Genomic DNA, 17,735 nt, shown 5'->3' on the forward strand with positions numbered 1-17,735 from the left:
TTGGTGCCCAGGAGAGGACTTGAACCTCCACGACCATACGGTCACTAGCACCTGAAGCTAGCGCGTCTACCAATTCCGCCACCTGGGCGAATACAAACGTTTTGCTAATGCTTTCTCAGTACTATTGCTAAATAGTACTGCTTGCTGCTACACCGTTTTACATCATCAAAAGGGGGTGACATGATATAAAATGGTGCCCAGAAGAGGACTTGAACCTCCACGTCCATACGGACACTAGCACCTGAAGCTAGCGCGTCTACCAATTCCGCCATCTGGGCAAGTGGCGCGTATGATACCGAGGCCACGCTTAAATGCAAGACCCGGTAACTGTTTTTTATCATTAAAATCGTACAATTGCCGTGCTAGATGGTTGGGTGATTGAGCGGGCAGCGCTATAATGCAGTTATGACCAAACCAAACATGATGTTTTTCAGTCGATCAATGACTGAATCCCCCCGCCCGCAGCGCACTGCGCCTGCGCAAATTGTCTGCCTCCCGCAAACGCAATCAAGGATGTTGATCGCATGAAGTACTGGACGTTGAGTGATGATCCGCACGCCGAGCGCGAGGCGCAAAAGTATGATAATCCTGCGCCCAGCCGCGAATATTTATTAGCTGCCCTGGAAGCGTACGGCAAGCCAATAACCCACGAAAATATGAGCCGCATGCTCGGCATTGAAGATGAAGATCATCTTGAAGCTATTCGCCGTCGTATGGCTGCCATGGAACGTGATGGTCAGGTGCTGCGCGATCGTCGTGGCGCTTATGCGCTAATTGACAAGCTTGACCTTATTAAAGGGAAGGTGATGGGCCACCGAGATGGCTTTGGCTTCCTGCTGCGTGATGATGGTAAAAAACCAGACTTAGTCTTGCCGCCACGTCAGATGCGTCGAGTTTTTCACGGCGATCACGTGCTGGCGCGCGTTAGTGGTCGCGACCGCCGCGGCCGTGATGAGGCGACTATTGCCGATGTGATTGCGCGCAATACCCAAACAATTGTGGGTGTATACCGTAGTAACTCACCTGAGTTTGGTGTGCTGATTCCTGAAAATCCACGTATTACCCAGGAAGTTATCATTCCTCATACGGCAAGCGCTGGCGCGAAAGACGGGCAGGTAATATCGGCAAAAATCGTTCAGCAGCCGGCCACGCGTGTTCAGCCGGTCGGCGAGGTTATCGAAGTGCTGGGCGAGCGCATGGATCCTGGCATGGAAATAGATATCGCGATTCGTAGCTACGATATTCCTGCTGAGTTTCCGCCAGAAGTGCTTGATCAAACTAGCGGTATTTCAGCAGAAGTATTAGAGGAAGATAAGCAACACCGCGTTGATTTGCGTGAGATTCCGTTGGTCACTATCGACGATGAGTCCGCCAAAGATTTTGATGACGCGGTGTGCGCCTGGAAAACCAAGTCGGGCAGTTGGAAGCTGCTGGTCGCTATTGCCGATGTGTCGCACTACGTGCGCCCGGGGACCGCGCTTGATGATGAAGCGCGCACGCGGGGCAACTCGGTGTACTTCCCTGGCCAAGTTGTGCCAATGCTGCCTGAGTTACTTTCAAATGGCTTGTGTTCGTTAAATCCCCATGTTGATCGTCTTGTGATGGTTTGTGAGATGAATATCTCCAAGACGGGGGCTATTAGCCGCTACTCGTTCTATGAAGCGGTAATGAACTCCCATGCCCGCCTGACTTACAACAAAGTGGCGGCCATTCTCGATAACGAGAGCGCTGAAGGGGAGGCGCTGCGCAATGAGCATAAGGCGCTAGTGAAGCCGCTGCGAAATTTACACGAGCTTTATGGCCTGCTGCGTAATGCCCGGGAAGAGCGTGGTGCGATTGATTTTGATACCACTGAAACGGCGATTATCTTCAATGATGAGCGCAAGATTGAAAAAATTGTCCCGCGCACCCGCAACGATGCTCATAAGCTAATTGAGGAGTGTATGCTGGCGGCCAATGTGGCTACCGCGCGGTTCCTGGATAAGCATGATTTGCCCGCTCTTTATCGTATTCATGAGCGCCCGACACCGGAACGCCTTGATAAATTACGCCTGTTCTTGAGCGAGCTAGGGCTTTCCGTGGGTGGCGGTGACATGCCGACGCCTCAGGACTACCAAGCGTTGCGTGAGGCGATTGCTGATCGTCCTGATGCTGACATCATCCAAACTGTCATGTTGCGCTCAATGAATCAGGCGGTTTATTCGCCCCAGAATGAGGGGCATTTTGGCTTGGCTTACCAAGCCTATGCGCACTTTACTTCACCGATTCGCCGCTATCCTGATTTGTTGGTACATCGTGCCATTCGCTCGGTTATTCGTGGACCACGACAAACCAATACCGTTGTTCGGGTAGCGGGCGCGCCTGTTGATCCGCCAAGTAAGTGGTGTCCTTATACCTTCGAGCAAATGCTTGAGTTGGGTGAACACTGCTCAATGACCGAGCGGCGGGCTGATGAAGCAACCCGTGATGTTGAAAGTTGGCTCAAGTGTGAGTTTATGTCCGACAAGTTGGGCGAAACGTTCGAAGGCACGATTGCTTCGGTGACTCAGTTTGGCTTGTTTGTGCGTCTGGACGACTTCTATGTCGAAGGGTTGGTGCATGTCACCTCGCTACCCTCTGACTACTATCACTATGAAGCAGAGAAGCACCGTCTTAAAGGTGAGCGCACAGGCACGACCTACCGCTTGGGTGACGGACTGACGGTTCAGGTCGCGCGGGTAGATATGGATGATCGTAAGATCGACTTTGGCTTAGCTGACGAGAAGCCTCGGCCACGCCGCCAGCCGCGTAAGCGCCGCGCTGGAGAAGGTGCTGCTGGGGTAGAAGGGGGAGCTGGCAAAGCAGCGGCATCAGCTGATAAGCAGCCGACGCGCCGTGGGCCAAGACGCACGCGTAATGGTACGCGTAAACCATCACCGAATAAGGGGTGAGCATGAAATCGTCGTCATCTCGACGTAGCCCGCGTCCGACTGTTCGTACTCCGGATGGGCTGGACCAAGTGTATGGCGTTCACGCCCTGGAAAGTCTGCTAGAGCGGGGCGAAACGCCCCTTGAATTGTGGGTCCAGCAGGGGGCGGGTAACCGCTTGAAAGAAGTGGTTGCGAGTGCTCAGGCGCGTGGTGCGCGGATTAAAGAGCAGTCTCGCGACTTGTTGGATCAGCTTACTCAGGGGGCAGCCCACCAAGGAGTCGTAGCGTTTTGTCCGCCGCTGGTTCCCGAGGGGGAAGAGTCGCTGTGGTTGAAGCTACGTGCATGGCAAGCGTCTGCACCGCCGCTATTGTTGGTGCTAGATGGTGTTACCGATGTGCATAACTTTGGTGCGTGCCTGCGTAGTGCGGATGCCGCTGGCGCTCATGGTGTGATTGTGGCTAAGGATAAAGCCGCGCCGCTGAACGCGACAGTGCGCAAAGTTGCTTGCGGCGCAGCCGAGGTAGTGCCTGTTTATCAAGTTACTAATCTATCTCGTACGCTGGCTAAGTTAAAAGATGCCGGTGTATGGATTACCGGTACCGCCGGTGAGGCCGAGGCTAGCCTGTTTGAGATCGATATGACTGGCCCGACCGCGTTAGTAATGGGCGCTGAGGGGAAGGGGATGCGCCGGTTAACCCGGGAGGCCTGCGATAACTTGGCAAAGCTGCCTATGGCAGGGCAGGTGTCCAGCCTGAACGTATCGGTCGCGACAGGTATTTGTTTGTTTGAAGCTGTTCGGCAGAGGCAGCTTGCAAGTTCTGCACTAGCCCACTAGAATGCTTGCGCCCGTTTAACTTTGAGCGGGCGCTCGTATTGGTTAACAGTTAATACGAAAAACAGTTCTGCTTGATGCCCCACATGACACCGCATGCGGTGAACAACGGGCATTTCAGTTAACTCCTTGCTTCCCTGTCGTCATTGATGCAGCTGTGTCAATACACACCGGAAGCTGTCAAACCGCAAGGAGATTCCATGCGTCATTATGAAATCGTGTTTATGGTCCACCCGGATCAGAGCGAGCAAGTGCCGGCTATGGTCGAGCGCTACACCAGCATTGTTACCGAAAACGGTGGCACTGTGCATCGCTTGGAAGATTGGGGCCGTCGTCACCTGGCTTACCCGATCAACAAGATCCACAAAGCCCACTACGTGCTGATGAACGTTGAGTGCACCGGCGAGACTCTCGAAGAAATCGAGAACATCTTCCGTTTCAACGATGCCATCATCCGCAGCTTGGTTGTTCGCTGTAAAGAAGCGATCACCGAAGCTTCTCCGATGATGAAGCCGGCAGAAGAAAAGCGTCCGCGTCGCGAAGACAAACCGCGCGCTGAAGAAGCTGAAGAAGAAACTGCCTAATTTCATCCACCGCACGTTTTAAGGAGCTAGTCCATGGCACGTTTTTTCCGTCGCCGTAAGTTTTGCCGCTTCACTGCTGAAGGCGTCAAGCAGATCGACTACAAAGATCTCGATACGCTGAAGGCTTACATCACCGAAACCGGCAAGATCGTTCCGAGCCGTATTACCGGCACCAAAGCACGCTATCAGCGTCAGTTGGCGACTGCTATCAAGCGTTCGCGTTACTTGGCACTGCTGCCCTACTCCGATAGCCATCAGTAAGCGTTTAACGTGATGCTGGCACTGGCGAGATGGCTTATGCGGAGCACGCCCTATGCCATTGGCGGGGCGGCGTTAGCGACGCTAGTGCCTTGGCTGTTCTGGTTAGGGGCAGCCATCGCCGCGCTAGTTACCTTACGCAAAGGTTTTGCACCTGCGCTTCCGGTAATTATCGCTGCTGCACTACCTGCGGGTTTCTGGTGGTCTCAGGGTGACGTCATTCCACTTGCTAGCGTACTGCTAGTAACGCTGATGGCAGTTATCCTGCGTGAGAGGATACGTTGGAGTGAAGCGTTAATCGTTGGCACATTGGCGGCCGCGGTTATGGTTCAACTCGGTATCTTTATACCGCCAGGTGGAACAGAGTTGATGCTGGAGCAACTGCGAACAAGCTCTACCGAGATTGATCGCATGCTGACAGAGTTTGCTAACCAAGGTATTGATGCGCCCACGCTTGCCGCTATGGTGATCGGTGGTGTAACAGGCTTGGTGGTACTGTTGGCTGCTATTGCGTGTTTAGCGTTGGCGCGAAGCTGGCAGGCTGGGCTTTATAACCCAGGCGGCTTCCGCGAAGAGTTTCACGCACTACGCCTATCGCCCAAAGAGCTGGCTATTTTAGTCGTGCTTGGTGTTGGAGGTATGGTGTTGGGAGCGCACGCTCTGGCAATGCTTGGTTGGATTCCACTGCTGGTAGCTGGCATTGCGCTAGTGCATGGGTTTATTGGAATAAAGGGGATGAACGGGCTGTGGCTGGTGGCATTTTATGTGCTGCTGATCACGACCTGGCCCACGATTCTCATTGTGCTGCTGTTGGGGCTGATTGATACATTCGCGAACGTTCGCGCACGCCTTGCCCGCAGCAACTGACAAGAGGTTTACGAGATGGAAGTCATTCTGCTCGACAACATTGGTAAGCTGGGCGGCCTGGGTGACAAAGTCACTGTAAAGCCCGGTTATGGTCGTAACTATTTGGTTCCTTACGGCTTAGCCGTGCCGGCAACCAAAGACAACGTTGAAGCATTCAAAGCCCAGCGTGCTGAGCTTGAAGCTCAAGCCGCTGAGCGTAAAGCAGAAGCTGAAGCGCGTGCTGAGCAGCTTAACGACATCGAATTGTCGTTGGTTTCTAAAGCAGGCGATGAAGGCAAACTGTTCGGTTCTATCGGTCCTCGTGACCTGGCCGACGCTATTTCCTCTGCTGGCATCGAAGTTGCCAAGAGCGAAGTGCGTATGCCGCAAGGCCCGATTCGCCAAACTGGCGAATACGACATCGCTCTACACCTGCATGCAGAAGTAGATGCTGTTGTTCGCGTGGTTGTTGTCGCAGAGTAAACACTCTCGCCAACGCTGACGCCTCAAAGGGCGCGGGTCTTCCCGCGCCCTTTGTCTTTTTAATCTATGTCGTTCTAAGCGCGGTCAAAAACGTTTGAGATGTGGGTCGAATTTTTTTGAACGTCGCTTGGCGTAGATAAGTCGCTTATGGTGAGTTTGAGATTGTCTCGCTAAGATAGTCATCGTTATTGGCTACGCTTTATGATTAAGGAGCTCACTATGCAGGACCAGCCTTCTGCTGATCAGGAAACGGCAGCGATAAAGCTGCCGCCGCACTCTCTTGAGGCGGAGCAGTCGGTGCTAGGTGGGCTAATGTTGGATAACCAGGCCTGGGACAATGTCTCGGAACGGTTGGTGGCGGATGATTTTTACCGCTACGAGCATCGCTTGGTATTCAATGTGATGATTCATTTGGCCGAATCTGGGCAGCCTTTGGACGTTATAACACTGTCAGAGGCGTTGGAAGCGCGTGATCAATTGGATACTGTGGGTGGTTTGGCATTCTTAGCTGAGCTGGCTCGCAATACGCCTTCGGCCAGTAATATTCGTGCTTATGCGGATATCGTGCGCGAGCGGGCAACGCTGCGTAAATTAATCCGTGCGGCCAATCAAATTGCTGACGGGGCATTTTCTCCCCAGGGGCGACCTGCTGATGAGCTGCTGAATGAAGCTGAGCGATTAGTCTTTCAGATTGCCGAGGAGCGGCCGAAAACGGGCGGTCCTATCGGCATGAGCGAGCTGCTAACCAAAGCCGTTGATCGTATTGATGAGCTGTTCAATCTAAAGGGTGAAATGACAGGGCTCTCCTCGGGGTTTCGTGACCTCGATGAGATGACCTCAGGCTTGCAGCCCTCCGATTTGGTGATTATCGCGGGCCGCCCGTCAATGGGTAAAACCACGTTCGCTATGAACCTGGTGGAGCACGCGGTGATTGCTAGCGATAAGCCGGTGATGGTGTTCTCCATGGAAATGCCTGCTGAATCGCTGATGCTGCGTATGCTCTCTTCGTTGGGTAGGATTGATCAAACCCGCGTGCGTTCGGGGCAGTTGGAAGATGAAGATTGGCCGCGACTGACGTCAGCGGTCAACCTGCTCAAAGACAAGCAGCTATTTATCGATGATACGGCGGCGCTTTCGCCTAATGAGATGCGCTCACGCCTGCGCAGAGTAGTGCGGGAGCACGGCAATATGGCGCTGATCATGATTGACTATCTGCAGTTAATGCAGATTCCGGGGTTTTCTGAAAACCGTACCGGTGAGATATCGGAGATATCCCGCTCTCTGAAAGGGCTAGCAAAAGAGTTTCAATGTCCTGTTGTAGCACTTTCGCAGCTTAACCGTTCGTTGGAGCAGCGCCCCAATAAGCGTCCTGTCATGTCGGATCTGCGGGAATCGGGCGCGATTGAGCAGGATGCTGACGTCATTGCGTTTGTTTACCGAGATGAGGTGTATAACCCTGACAATCCTGACAACCAAGGGATTGCCGAGCTGATTATTGGTAAACAGCGTAACGGGCCTATCGGTACGGTACATATGGCCTTTATTGGTAAATACACGCGCTTCGAAGACCTTGCGCCCGATAGCTATGGCGAAGCGTTCGGCGATTAACTTGAGCGTTAGGGGGGAGAACGTATAATGCTCCTCCCCGACCAAGCAGATAGACAGGAGTAGCAAATGGCAGGTGGTTTTAGACGTGGTAACCGTAAGCGTCTTCCTAAGTTGGAAGGCCGCGGGGAGCTGCAGTCACTAGAGCGAGAAGGGCCATTTAAAGAGTGGTTGGGAATGCCTGACCTCTACCGTTACTTCCTGGTAGTTGAAGGGGAAAAGTATAGCTACCAAACTGAAGATTCAGAGCTGCCGGTAAAGGTAGGCGATAAAGTAGTTTTCCGTTACAAGGAAACTAAAGGCGGTAACTGGATAGATCGCAACTCGTTAGGTAAAGCAATCGACCCTTCTGAGTATCAATAATTCGACGAATAAGTTGACGTTCTGGTCAGGAACTCTTTTGTGATGTTGCCGTCATAGGCAGTTAGTGCCAAGGTAATAAAATTGTCATGGGGTATCGTCATGCTGTGCCCCATGATGAACAATCACAGGAGGGAACCATGGAACTTAAAGAACTGAAGCAATTTGTTGCGGGTCACGATAACTTTGAAATACGCGTTATCACGCATTCGGGCAGCCGCTTTTATCAACTAGAGCTTGAAGATGTAGAGGGCGAGCGACATATGTTGACCCAGCGCGGCAAGCCAATGCTGTTTCGCTCACTAGATGATGTTTATCTTGAGCTAAAGCGCGCAGGGATTCACCGTGCTTACTTAGTGCAGCATGTGCCCCAGGATGAAGTGATTGGACGCGATGCCCATTACAGCTCGCCGTTAACATCACGTATGCCGCTAGTGTTTTAGCATTGCTAGCGCTTTAACACTATTTGGCGTCTTCATTTGTTAGCGTGACGTTTCTCCCACCATCGCCCTAGCCGAACACGACGACGGGCAAAAAAACGATAGCCTGCATCCATTGCTCCTCGCAGGCCTGGTAAGCAAGAAAGCCATACTAGCCACCGGTAGCCCAGTACTGCATAGAGGGCCCGGCTGGCATCCATCCCGATATACCAATTTCCTTGGCTGTCTTTGACATGCAGTAGCCCCATCATGTCGTCAAGCCTGCGTCCTATATCGGCGGCATTGAAATCATGACTCTGAATATCCACTAGTGCGACACGTTCTTGATGGCGATGCTTTGCAAGCCACGCGACTTCCACGCGACAAAAAGGGCAGTGCCCATCATGATATAGCGTGACAGGTGACGTTGCGTGCAGCGTGGAGAAACGACTCATTGGGTATCCTTTGATAGATAGCCTTGTGTGTGGCAAGTCTGGCCGTAACTTGGACTGGTGGGTAGCGAGGCAAGAAACTGTTCAGCCTGCTGACGCATCGCGTCACGCTTGTCGTCTTTCATGCGAGAGAGTGAGCCATAGATCAGCTTCATACGCGGATTGCGGTTCAGCTGTTCAGCGTTGGTTTCCAGAAAGTGCCAGTAAAGGCTATTAAACGGACACGCCTTTGGGCCTGTTACCTGTTTTGGAGAGTAGCGGCAGTGCTGGCAGTGATCAGACATTTTGTCGATATATTTGCCTGAAGCGCAGTAAGGTTTGGAGCCCATTAAACCGCCGTCAGCGTGCAGTACCATGCCTAAGGTGTTGGGCAGCTCTACCCATTCGCAGGCATCGGCATACACCGCTAGATACCAGTCACAAAGCGCTTCAGGCTTAACACCACACAGCAGGGCAAAGTTGCCGGTTACCATCAAGCGCTGAATATGATGAGCGTAGCTGTTGTCGATAGTCATTTGGATAGCGCGCTGTAAGCAGCGCATGTCGGTATTGCCATCCCAGTAAAATGCCGGTAGTTCACGCTTAAAGCCAAGCTGATTATCACGCTTATAAGCTGGCATTTGTGTCCAGTAAAGCCCCCGAACATACTCTCGCCAACCCAGTATTTGACGAATGAACCCTTCGACAGCATTGATAGGCGCATGACCTGTTAGGTAGCGCTGCTCAGCGGCGTCACAGATTTCGTGAGGTGTTAGTAGGCCGATATTGAGTGCCGCCGATAATCTGGAGTGAAAAAGGAACGGCTCTTTATCGCTAATCGCATCTTGGTAGCGCCCAAAGTCGGCCAATCCATGATTAAGGAAGTGGTTTAAATCCACCAGCGCCTGTCGGCGGGTGACGGGGAGGTTGAAGTTATCCAGAGACCCCATGTGTTCGCTAAAATGCTGCTTGGCATCATTGAGCGCTTCCTGGGTCAGCGCATCTTGGCGATGGGTGGGTAGCGATGGAAAGCTGAGCGTTGCTTGAATCGGCTCACGGTTGTCGTGGTCAAAGTTCCATTTTCCTCCAGCAGGTGTATCGCCCTCCATTAGTAGCCCAGTTCGTTTGCGCTGCTCGCGATAGAAATACTCCAGACGCAGCTGTTTACGCCCTTTAGCCCAGTTGGCAAAGTCATCGGGCGAGCTGAAAAAGCGATCATCTTCGATCACTTTCCAGGGGAGGGCGGCTGCTTGGCGCTGTTGCATAGCATTCCAAAGTCGCCATTCACCAGGTCTTGCTACACGCACTTCATGGCAACCGTACTGAGCGGCAATACGTTCAGCTTCCGTGATGAGTGACTGGGTATTGTCAGCATCATCAATGCGACTGTAGTGAACGTTATAGCCTTTATCGCGTAGCGCCTGTGCAAAGTGCCGCATGGCGGCCATGAATAAGCCGATTTTATGTATATGGTGAGGCACATAACGCGCTTCTTCAGCGACCTCGCAAAGAGCGATGACTGCATCGGTTGGCGCATTGCGCAGGGTTGCCAATGAAAGCGAAAGCTGATCACCAAGGACTAATAGTAAAGGCTTCGACATGAGTTGGCCTGTAGTTATACAAATGATGTTGATAGTATAACTTTATGCCGCAACTTTGCCGAAAAGTGTTAAGATTTTGCCAACTATTTAAAGTATCTGAGGAGTTAGCGACATGGTCGATAGCGTTGTGAAAGATCAGCCGGGTGAAGGGCGCTTGGTTCATGCACCCAGTGATCACCCTGCCGTTCCGCCTGCAAAAGTCGGCGTGGTATTGGCTAACTTGGGCACTCCGGACGCAACCGACTATTGGTCTATGCGACGCTACCTTAGCGAGTTTTTGTCCGATAAGCGTGTCGTTGATTACGCCAATTGGAAGTGGCAACCGCTTTTACAACTGATTATTTTGACCAAGCGTCCATTCTCCTCTGGTAACGCGTATAAAAGTATTTGGAACAACGAAAAGAACGAGAGCCCGTTGTTGACCACGACGCGTGCTCAAACTGAAAAAATGGCCGCACGTTTGAAAACACTCTACGGCGATCGCGTCGAAGTAGATTTCTGTATGCGCTACGGCAATCCGTCGACGGAAAGTGTCCTTAAGCGCATGCAAGAGAAGGGCTGTGAGCGGATTGTTTTTTTTCCGCTTTACCCTCAGTACGGCTCGCCTACAACTGCCACGGCAAATGATCAGGCATTTCGCGCATTGATGAAAATGAAGTGGCAGCCTTATATTCGTACGGTGCCCGCGTATTTTGAGCACCCGGCCTATATTCAGGCGCTAGCGAATTCTGTTCAGGAAGCTTATGACGGCTTTGAAACGCGCCCGACGAAACTGGTCGTCAGCTACCACGGTGTCCCCGAACGTTACCTATTAGAAGGTGACCCTTACCACTGCCAATGTCAGAAAACCACTCGCTTAATGCGTGAAAAACTAGGGTTGAGCAAAGAGGAAGTCGACACCGCCTTCCAGTCTCAGTTTGGCCCAGAAAAGTGGGTTGGCCCGCAAACCGTCGATCATGTGGCTGAGCTTGCCAAGCAAGGGCATAAACATATTGCGATTATGTCGCCTGCTTTCTCTGCTGATTGTGTTGAAACGCTGGAAGAAATTAAAGAAGAGATTCACGATAGCTTTATGGAGGCGGGAGGGGAGACGTTTAGTTATATTCCTTGCCTGAATGATCGAGACGACCATATCGATGCTTTGCTAGCGGTAGTTAATAACGAGCTGGCGGGATGGTTGTCCGCTTCTCAATAGTGTTTTTGTCACAAGCCGCCAAGGTACTTAACTAAGGCGGCTTTTTTATGGGTTCTAGATTTCTAGAAATTTTATCAACCCTGGTATAAGGTCTGTACATTAAAAATCACATTTATTCAGCGCTTAGGGCCGTTCGGTCTTGCTACTGCCTTGGGGTTAACTGACACGTTCTTATAGGGAGAAACCACCGGATGCAATTCGCTGTGTTAATGGGCTTTGTGCTGGCAGCGTCGTCGCCTTTGCTCAACCGCTGGTTTGGAGAACGGACGAGCCTGGTATTGGCGCTGTTTCCTGCCTTGATGGCTGCTTGGCTGTTCAGTCAGGCAGCCGCTGTAATGAGTGAAGGGCCACTCCTGCTGGAGTGGTCTTGGGTGCCATCACTAGGCATCAGCTTGAGCTTTCTGCTTGATGGGTTTTCACTATTATTCGGGCTGCTGATTACCGTTATCGGCACTTTGGTATTGATTTATGCCGGTGGTTATCTCAAAGGCCATGCGGATATTGCACGCTTTCATTTAGCGCTTGTTGCGTTTATGGCTTCTATGTTGGGGCTAGTGCTCGCAGATGGATTGCTTACGCTGTTCGTGTTCTGGGAATTAACCAGCATCACTTCTTATTTGCTGATTGGCTTTAACCACACCGATATTGAGGCAAGAAAATCCGCACGCCAGGGGCTGTTTGTAACGGTTGCTGGTGGTTTGGCGCTGATGGCAGGTCTGGTGCTGTTAGGGCAGGCAAGCGGAAGCTGGTCATTTTATGAAATTGGCCAAATGGAAAGCGATCTGCGTGAACATTCGCTTTATACCCCTATGCTTATTTGCTTGCTGTTGGGGGCGTTCACAAAATCAGCCCAGTTTCCTTTTCATTTTTGGCTACCCAATGCCATGGCGGCGCCAACGCCGGTGTCGGCCTACCTCCACTCGGCCACCATGGTGAAAGCGGGTATTTATTTACTGGCGCGCTTACACCCGGAACTGGGTGGCACAGCGCTATGGGTCGGAATACTGTCGGTCGTCGGCGCGATTACCATGCTGACAGGCGCTTTTTTAGCGGTTCATCACACCAATATTAAAAAGCTACTGGCTTATTCCACCATTATGGCGCTGGGCACGCTAACCATGTTGCTAGGCATTGGTTCTGAGTACGCCATGACGGCATTTGTGACGTTCTTGCTAGCCCACTCGATGTACAAAGGGGCGCTGTTTATGGTTGCCGGTATTTTGGATCATGAGACTGGCACCAAAGATGTCACTGCAATGGGCGGCTTGAAGTCAGCCATGCCAATCACTGCGATGATTGCTTTTGTCGCGGCGCTGTCGTTGGCAGGCGTGCCGCCGCTATTTGGCTTCATTGGTAAAGAGCTAATGCTAGAGGCAGCGTTGGGGGCGGAGCGTTTTGATGTGTTGTTAGCATTATTTGCTTTCCTGGCGGCTATTTTGACGATTGCAGTGGCTGCCATTATTGCCTTCCGCCCCTTTTATGGGCGGCAAATTGAAACGCCTAAAACACCCCATGAAGCGCCTTTGAGTATGCTGGTCGGACCTAGTTTACTAGCACTTGGTTCGCTGTTATTAGGACTGGCACCCGCCTTGCTGGGTGCCGATGCGCTGCTTACCTCAGCGGCGACAGCGGTGGTTGGAGAGCCGTTGCAAGTGTCATTATCGCTTTGGTACGGCGTCAATATGGCGTTGATCATGTCGATTGCCAGTCTTGGGCTAGGCTTTTTACTGTTTAAGCGCTGGGATAGCGTGCGGTGTAAGCTTGCGATGTTAGCACCGCTAATGCGGCACGGCCCCGAGGCGGGCTATGAAGGCTTTATGAATGGCATTGTGCGTTTTTCGGAATGGCAAACACGCCTGCTGCAAAACGGTTATATGCGCAATTACATTCTCGTCATGTTAGTAGTGCTGATTGCTTTGATTGGTAACTCAATACTTGTGCGCCATGCGCCTCAACTGGTGCTGGCGCTTGACGTACGCTTCCATGAGGTCATTGTCGCAGGCACTATGGTGATGGGGGCTTTGTTTGCCACTATCTCTCGTTCACGCCTTGGTGCTGTAGTGTCGGTTGGCATTATGGGGTTCTCGATTGCGCTGATTTTTATTCTCTTTAGTGCGCCGGACTTAGGCATTACCCAACTATTGGTTGAGACCATGACCGTTATCTTATTGGTTTTAGTGCTCTTCCGCTTGCCGCGTTTTTCAAACCTTTCCACAACCTTGGAGCGTATTCGAGACGGTGCAGTAGCCGCCATGATGGGAATATTGATTTTTCTACTGATTATGACTGCTTGGAGTATTAATCAGTTTGAGCCTATTTCAATGTACATGATAGAGAATAGCGCTCCCCTGGCTTATGGTCGCAACATCGTTAACGTCATTTTGGTGGACTATCGGGCACTCGATACGCTAGGTGAAATGTTTGTGCTGGCACTTGCTGCTATAGGGGTTATCGCCATGCTTAAACTGCGCCACGGCGCAAATGAAAGCAAGCCAGCAGCGGGCGTAAACGGCGAGAAAGACAGTGTTAAGGAGCCGTACGATGGTTAAATCCGGCACCATTATACTCAACACTGCGGCGCGGTTTTTGATGCCGCTACAACTGATGTTTTCAATTTTCCTATTGCTGCGTGGGCACGATGAACCTGGGGGTGGGTTTATTGCTGGGCTAGTTGCCGCGGGGGCTTTCACTCTCTATCTGTTTGCCTTTGGCGTCAGTGCCACCAAAGAGGTGCTGCGGATGGTTGATCCCCGTGACTTAATTGGGGCTGGGCTGTTGCTGGGGATGATTTCAATCGTACCTGCTTGGTTTATGGGCCAACCATTTTTAACCGCTCAGTGGTGGACTATCCCCGTGATCGACTTTAAAGCATCTACACCGCTTATTTTCGATGTGGGGGTGTACTTTGCCGTTCTCGGCTCGGTGATGGGTATGGTAATGGCGCTGATGGAGGTGGATAAGGATGAACCCTAATGCATCAGGAGGCTCCGTATGGAACCACTAATGGCACTAGCAATTGGGCTACTCTACGCTGCCGCAATCTTTATGATGTTACGTCGCTCTATTGTGAAATTGGTGATTGGTCTGCTGTTGCTGTCGAATGCTGCTAACTTGCTAATTTTCACCACTGCAGGCATGACGCGAGGCGCCCCACCATTAATACCCGAAGGGATGCTGCAACCGTTAGGCGAAGTAGCGGACCCGCTGCCTCAAGCTGTTGTGTTAACGGCGATTGTTATTGCATTTGGGGTGCTGGCATTTGCTGTCGTATTAATTCGCCGTGCCTATGAAATTGTCAAAGCAGATGATTTGGACAAAATGAAGGATACCGACACGTGAGGCCTGAAGTTGCACTGCCCGTCCTGCTGCCACTGCTTTCTGGCGCACTTTCACTGCTTTTTTGGCGTTCTCGGCCCGTTCAACGCTTCATTGCGGTAGCGGGTAATGTCGCGCTACTGCTGGTAAGTGTATGGCTGTTTGCCGCTGTGTTAGCCGATGGCTACATCACTATGCAGATGGGCAGCTGGCCCGCTCCGTTTGGGATTACCCTCATTGCCGATATGTTGAGTGCCGTTATGATTTTAATGACGGGCATCATTGGTTTGGCAATGGGGATTTATTCGCTGGCCACCACCGGAAGAGGGCACGAAAAATTTGGCTATTACCCACTAATGCATTTGTTGCTAGCAGGGGTGGCAGGAGCCTTTTTAACTGGCGATATCTTCAACCTATATGTCTGGTTTGAGGTCATGCTGGTAGCATCATTTGCGCTGTTGATTCTGGGCGGTGAAAGGGCGCAGATGGAAGGCGCAATAAAGTACGTTACGCTGAACCTATTGGCTTCGGTGATCTTTTTGACGGCTGTGGGGCTACTGTATGGCACGGTAGGTACGCTCAACATGGCCGATATTGCACTGCGTATGGATGAGGCCGAGCACAGCGGAATGGTCGAAGTGCTTGCCGTGATGTTTATGGTCGCTTTTGGTATTAAAGCGGCTGCTTTTCCGCTCTTTTTCTGGCTGCCTGCTTCTTATCATACGCCGCCAGTCGCAGTATCAGCGTTGTTTGCTGGTCTGCTGACAAAGGTGGGAGTGTATGCGTTGTTCCGCGTGTTCACTGTTATTTTTGACCAAACGATGGGATACCTGCAGGATATTATGATGTGGGGCGCCGTGTTGACGATGGTAACCGGCGTACTTGGCGCTGCAGCCCAGTATGAGTTCCGGCGAATCCTCTCATTTCACATTGTGAGTCAGATTGGCTACATGATCCTTGGTTTAGCGCTGTATACGCCGCTGGCAATTGCAGGCGGTGTGTTTGCTATCGTGCATAACATTGTTGTTAAAACGAACTTGTTCCTGATCAGCGGTATTACCCACCGTTTGCAAGGCACTTATCAACTTAAGAAGATGGGCGGGCTTTATCGAGAGCGTCCTTGGTTAGCCGTAGTGTTTTTTATCTCAGCGTTTTCACTGGCGGGCATTCCACCGCTGTCGGGATTCTTTGCCAAGTTTGTGCTGGTTCGCGCTGGCCTGGAGGCGGAGGCGTATGTTGTAACAGGTTTTGCGTTGGCAGTGGGGCTCATGACACTTTATTCCATGGTTAAAATTTGGAATGACGTGTTTTGGAAAGCGCTGCCAGAAGAAAATAAAGTGCCCGCTGCGCAAACCACCAGCGGAGATGATGGCCGATTACTAAAACCAAGCCTGTGGATGATGTACACCCCAGTTGCTGTGTTGGCCATGATGTCGTTATTAATCGGTGTTTTCGCAGAAGCCATCATGCAGGTAATGATGATTATCGGTGATCAGCTAATGTCGCCATCAGGCTACATTGAAGCTGTGCTGGGCGTCTCTGCTAGTGCTGAAGATGCGCTACTTGAGCGTGCGGAGGATGACCCATGACAGGAGCAATTTGGAACCTTCTGCTCGGGCTAGCCTGGGTGCTATTAAGTGGCGATTTTTCCGGACTTAATCTGCTAGTAGGGATGATCTTTGGCTATATCGCGTTGCTATTAATTGAGCCTCAAGTCGACGCGTTAAAAGGTTACCCCGCTCGTGTGCCACGAATTATTGGTTTTATTGGTTTTTTTATTAAGGAGCTGGTGCGGGCAAACCTGCGCGTCGCCTTCGATATATTGACCCCTCCCTGGCACATGAAACCTGGCGTTATTGCGCTACCTCTTGCTGCACGCACGGAAATGGAAATTACGATCGTCGCTAACCTGATTTCGCTGACGCCTGGCACGCTGAGCCTTGATGTCTCTGACGATCGCAAGGTGCTCTATATTCATGCGATGTTTCTGGATAATGAAGAAGAACTTCGAAATAACTTAAAAGAGATGGAGCACCGTGCATTGGAGCTATTTCGTTAATGGATACCGTTATTCTGATAAGCCAGATAATTATGGGGCTAGCGCTTGTACTGGCTTTCGTACGTGTCGTTCGTGGTCCTAGCTTACCTGATCGTGTTGTTGCGCTTGAATTGTTTTCCACTACGGTGGTGGGGCTAGTGGGTGTTTATGCGATTCAATCGGGGGTGGCGAGCTTTCTAGATGCGGCAATTGTGATCGCCCTGATGGGCTTTTTAGCCGCGATTGGGTTTGCACGCTATCTGGAACGTGGAGGGCCGCGAGATGATTGAATTTATCAAAGGTGCACTGTTGATAGCGGGGGCAAGCTTTATGCTGCTAGCGGCCATTGGCTTGTTACGGCTGCCAGACTTGCTGACCCGTATGCATGCCACCACTAAGGCTGCAGCGCTTGGGGTTATTTTAATCATGCTTGCCTCGGCCATGCACTTTGCCGAAGTTGGGGTGGTTGCGCGCTCGTTCGCGATTATTGTGTTTATTTTAATAACGGCACCGATTGCTGCCCATGTCATTGGTAGGGCAGGTTACTTTGTTGGTTCGCGCCTCTGGAGCGGTACTGTTAAGGATGAACTGAGGCCTAATTATGACCCGCTTACCCATGAGCTTAAAAGTGGCCTAGAAACCCATGAAAATGCCAAACGGCATCCCCGCGCCACAGACCCGGACTGACGGCAATTTGCCAACTTTCCCCATGCTGACACGTCTGCTCGAAAAGCCATCCTCACGGATGGCTTTTTTATTTTCAGCATCTTGAGTGAAGCATGGAGGACGAATTTGGTTAGCCCAGTCGATAGAAGTTTTATCTCAAAATATGTACGCTATATTATGTACAATAGTTAT

The 17,735-nt window shown here is 51.5% G+C and carries 19 protein-coding genes and 2 tRNA genes; 17 read left to right on the forward strand and 4 right to left on the reverse strand.

The genetic code is table 11. The features are described from left to right. Position 1 precedes the first annotated feature (1 nt). Positions 2 to 88 (reverse strand) — tRNA-Leu (locus HVE01_RS17755). A gap of 103 nt (positions 89 to 191) precedes the next feature. Continuing rightward, a tRNA-Leu gene (locus tag HVE01_RS17760) sits at positions 192 to 278 on the reverse strand. 246 nt (positions 279 to 524) lie between these two features. Here HVE01_RS17760 and rnr point away from each other — a divergent pair. The 9 genes from rnr to HVE01_RS17805 all read left to right on the forward strand — a co-directional run bounded on the left by rnr (position 525) and on the right by HVE01_RS17805 (position 8,321). Then, entirely contained in the window at positions 525 to 2,930 is a 2,406-nt protein-coding gene (gene rnr / locus HVE01_RS17765) for a ribonuclease R (protein WP_146945248.1), read from the forward strand. Between the two features lie 2 nt (positions 2,931 to 2,932). Further along, positions 2,933 to 3,745 carry a 23S rRNA (guanosine(2251)-2'-O)-methyltransferase RlmB gene (gene rlmB, locus HVE01_RS17770; RefSeq protein ID WP_125750183.1) on the forward strand — a complete coding sequence of 271 codons (813 nt, stop codon included), beginning with the start codon at positions 2,933 to 2,935 and terminating at the stop codon, positions 3,743 to 3,745. 197 nt (positions 3,746 to 3,942) lie between these two features. Beyond that, positions 3,943 to 4,326, forward strand: a complete 384-nt coding sequence (gene rpsF / locus HVE01_RS17775) for a 30S ribosomal protein S6 (RefSeq protein WP_009721681.1) — start codon at positions 3,943 to 3,945, stop codon at positions 4,324 to 4,326. A 33-nt stretch (positions 4,327 to 4,359) separates the two neighbouring features. Further along, positions 4,360 to 4,587, forward strand: coding sequence for a 30S ribosomal protein S18 (rpsR, locus tag HVE01_RS17780; RefSeq protein WP_009097135.1), 228 nt, complete (start codon positions 4,360 to 4,362; stop codon positions 4,585 to 4,587). A 12-nt stretch (positions 4,588 to 4,599) separates the two neighbouring features. After that, positions 4,600 to 5,451 carry a hypothetical protein gene (locus HVE01_RS17785; protein ID WP_125753704.1) on the forward strand — a complete coding sequence of 284 codons (852 nt, stop codon included), beginning with the start codon at positions 4,600 to 4,602 and terminating at the stop codon, positions 5,449 to 5,451. A 15-nt stretch (positions 5,452 to 5,466) separates the two neighbouring features. Next, a complete protein-coding gene (gene rplI, locus HVE01_RS17790; RefSeq protein ID WP_038476968.1) occupies positions 5,467 to 5,913 on the forward strand; it encodes a 50S ribosomal protein L9 in 447 nt (148 codons plus the stop codon). A gap of 219 nt (positions 5,914 to 6,132) precedes the next feature. Next, entirely contained in the window at positions 6,133 to 7,521 is a 1,389-nt protein-coding gene (gene dnaB, locus HVE01_RS17795) for a replicative DNA helicase (RefSeq protein WP_009721684.1), read from the forward strand. Between the two features lie 66 nt (positions 7,522 to 7,587). Continuing rightward, a complete protein-coding gene (locus HVE01_RS17800; protein WP_125750180.1) occupies positions 7,588 to 7,881 on the forward strand; it encodes a hypothetical protein in 294 nt (97 codons plus the stop codon). A 137-nt stretch (positions 7,882 to 8,018) separates the two neighbouring features. Then, positions 8,019 to 8,321, forward strand: coding sequence for a DUF6482 family protein (locus HVE01_RS17805; RefSeq protein ID WP_038476962.1), 303 nt, complete (start codon positions 8,019 to 8,021; stop codon positions 8,319 to 8,321). Positions 8,322 to 8,353: 32 nt separating this feature from the next. Here the strand turns inward: HVE01_RS17805 and HVE01_RS17810 are convergent, their stop codons facing one another. Next, the gene (locus HVE01_RS17810) at positions 8,354 to 8,752 is read right to left on the reverse strand and encodes a thiol-disulfide oxidoreductase DCC family protein (protein ID WP_146945249.1); all 399 of its coding nucleotides are present in this window, start codon (positions 8,750 to 8,752) and stop codon (positions 8,354 to 8,356) included. Beyond that, a complete protein-coding gene (locus HVE01_RS17815; RefSeq protein WP_146945250.1) occupies positions 8,749 to 10,329 on the reverse strand; it encodes a cryptochrome/photolyase family protein in 1,581 nt (526 codons plus the stop codon). The genes HVE01_RS17810 and HVE01_RS17815 overlap by 4 nt, the downstream gene beginning before the upstream one ends. 112 nt (positions 10,330 to 10,441) lie before the next feature. Here HVE01_RS17815 and hemH point away from each other — a divergent pair, with 112 nt between their 5' ends. The 8 genes from hemH (at position 10,442) to mnhG (ending at position 17,564) form a co-directional block, all read left to right on the forward strand. Beyond that, positions 10,442 to 11,524, forward strand: coding sequence for a ferrochelatase (gene hemH, locus HVE01_RS17820; RefSeq protein WP_146945251.1), 1,083 nt, complete (start codon positions 10,442 to 10,444; stop codon positions 11,522 to 11,524). A gap of 191 nt (positions 11,525 to 11,715) precedes the next feature. Continuing rightward, positions 11,716 to 14,073: a putative monovalent cation/H+ antiporter subunit A gene (locus HVE01_RS17825; RefSeq protein ID WP_146945252.1), complete on the forward strand. Its 2,358-nt coding sequence runs from the start codon at positions 11,716 to 11,718 to the stop codon at positions 14,071 to 14,073. Further along, entirely contained in the window at positions 14,066 to 14,497 is a 432-nt protein-coding gene (locus HVE01_RS17830; protein WP_125750166.1) for a Na+/H+ antiporter subunit B, read from the forward strand. Before HVE01_RS17825 ends, HVE01_RS17830 begins: the two co-directional genes overlap by 8 nt. Before the next feature lie 18 nt (positions 14,498 to 14,515). Beyond that, positions 14,516 to 14,863: a Na+/H+ antiporter subunit C gene (locus tag HVE01_RS17835; RefSeq protein WP_009721692.1), complete on the forward strand. Its 348-nt coding sequence runs from the start codon at positions 14,516 to 14,518 to the stop codon at positions 14,861 to 14,863. After that, the gene (locus HVE01_RS17840; protein WP_146945253.1) at positions 14,860 to 16,428 is read left to right on the forward strand and encodes a Na+/H+ antiporter subunit D; all 1,569 of its coding nucleotides are present in this window, start codon (positions 14,860 to 14,862) and stop codon (positions 16,426 to 16,428) included. Before HVE01_RS17835 ends, HVE01_RS17840 begins: the two co-directional genes overlap by 4 nt. Then, positions 16,425 to 16,898 carry a Na+/H+ antiporter subunit E gene (locus tag HVE01_RS17845; protein ID WP_125750161.1) on the forward strand — a complete coding sequence of 158 codons (474 nt, stop codon included), beginning with the start codon at positions 16,425 to 16,427 and terminating at the stop codon, positions 16,896 to 16,898. The genes HVE01_RS17840 and HVE01_RS17845 overlap by 4 nt, the downstream gene beginning before the upstream one ends. After that, positions 16,898 to 17,167 (forward strand): MrpF/PhaF family protein, encoded by a 270-nt coding sequence (locus tag HVE01_RS17850; RefSeq protein ID WP_125750158.1) that lies wholly within the window; start codon positions 16,898 to 16,900, stop codon positions 17,165 to 17,167. The genes HVE01_RS17845 and HVE01_RS17850 overlap by 1 nt, the downstream gene beginning before the upstream one ends. Further along, entirely contained in the window at positions 17,160 to 17,564 is a 405-nt protein-coding gene (gene mnhG, locus HVE01_RS17855) for a monovalent cation/H(+) antiporter subunit G (RefSeq protein ID WP_125750155.1), read from the forward strand. The genes HVE01_RS17850 and mnhG overlap by 8 nt, the downstream gene beginning before the upstream one ends. The last annotated feature ends 171 nt before the right edge of the window (positions 17,565 to 17,735 follow it).

This window comes from Vreelandella venusta (genome assembly GCF_007989605.1).
Classification (GTDB): domain Bacteria; phylum Pseudomonadota; class Gammaproteobacteria; order Pseudomonadales; family Halomonadaceae; genus Vreelandella; species Vreelandella venusta.

Bases quoted from the DNA above. Each gene is read 5' to 3' on its own strand.
- rnr (WP_146945248.1), top strand. From the start codon at position 525: ATGAAGTACTGGACGTTGAGTGATGATCCGCACGCCGAGCGCGAGGCG.
- rlmB (WP_125750183.1), top strand. From the start codon at position 2,933: ATGAAATCGTCGTCATCTCGACGTAGCCCGCGTCCGACTGTTCGTACT.
- rpsF (WP_009721681.1), top strand. From the start codon at position 3,943: ATGCGTCATTATGAAATCGTGTTTATGGTCCACCCGGATCAGAGCGAG.
- rpsR (WP_009097135.1), top strand. From the start codon at position 4,360: ATGGCACGTTTTTTCCGTCGCCGTAAGTTTTGCCGCTTCACTGCTGAA.
- HVE01_RS17785 (WP_125753704.1), top strand. From the start codon at position 4,600: ATGCTGGCACTGGCGAGATGGCTTATGCGGAGCACGCCCTATGCCATT.
- rplI (WP_038476968.1), top strand. From the start codon at position 5,467: ATGGAAGTCATTCTGCTCGACAACATTGGTAAGCTGGGCGGCCTGGGT.
- dnaB (WP_009721684.1), top strand. From the start codon at position 6,133: ATGCAGGACCAGCCTTCTGCTGATCAGGAAACGGCAGCGATAAAGCTG.
- HVE01_RS17800 (WP_125750180.1), top strand. From the start codon at position 7,588: ATGGCAGGTGGTTTTAGACGTGGTAACCGTAAGCGTCTTCCTAAGTTG.
- HVE01_RS17805 (WP_038476962.1), top strand. From the start codon at position 8,019: ATGGAACTTAAAGAACTGAAGCAATTTGTTGCGGGTCACGATAACTTT.
- HVE01_RS17810 (WP_146945249.1), bottom strand. From the start codon at position 8,752: ATGAGTCGTTTCTCCACGCTGCACGCAACGTCACCTGTCACGCTATAT.
- HVE01_RS17815 (WP_146945250.1), bottom strand. From the start codon at position 10,329: ATGTCGAAGCCTTTACTATTAGTCCTTGGTGATCAGCTTTCGCTTTCA.
- hemH (WP_146945251.1), top strand. From the start codon at position 10,442: ATGGTCGATAGCGTTGTGAAAGATCAGCCGGGTGAAGGGCGCTTGGTT.
- HVE01_RS17825 (WP_146945252.1), top strand. From the start codon at position 11,716: ATGCAATTCGCTGTGTTAATGGGCTTTGTGCTGGCAGCGTCGTCGCCT.
- HVE01_RS17830 (WP_125750166.1), top strand. From the start codon at position 14,066: ATGGTTAAATCCGGCACCATTATACTCAACACTGCGGCGCGGTTTTTG.
- HVE01_RS17835 (WP_009721692.1), top strand. From the start codon at position 14,516: ATGGAACCACTAATGGCACTAGCAATTGGGCTACTCTACGCTGCCGCA.
- HVE01_RS17845 (WP_125750161.1), top strand. From the start codon at position 16,425: ATGACAGGAGCAATTTGGAACCTTCTGCTCGGGCTAGCCTGGGTGCTA.
- HVE01_RS17850 (WP_125750158.1), top strand. From the start codon at position 16,898: ATGGATACCGTTATTCTGATAAGCCAGATAATTATGGGGCTAGCGCTT.
- mnhG (WP_125750155.1), top strand. From the start codon at position 17,160: ATGATTGAATTTATCAAAGGTGCACTGTTGATAGCGGGGGCAAGCTTT.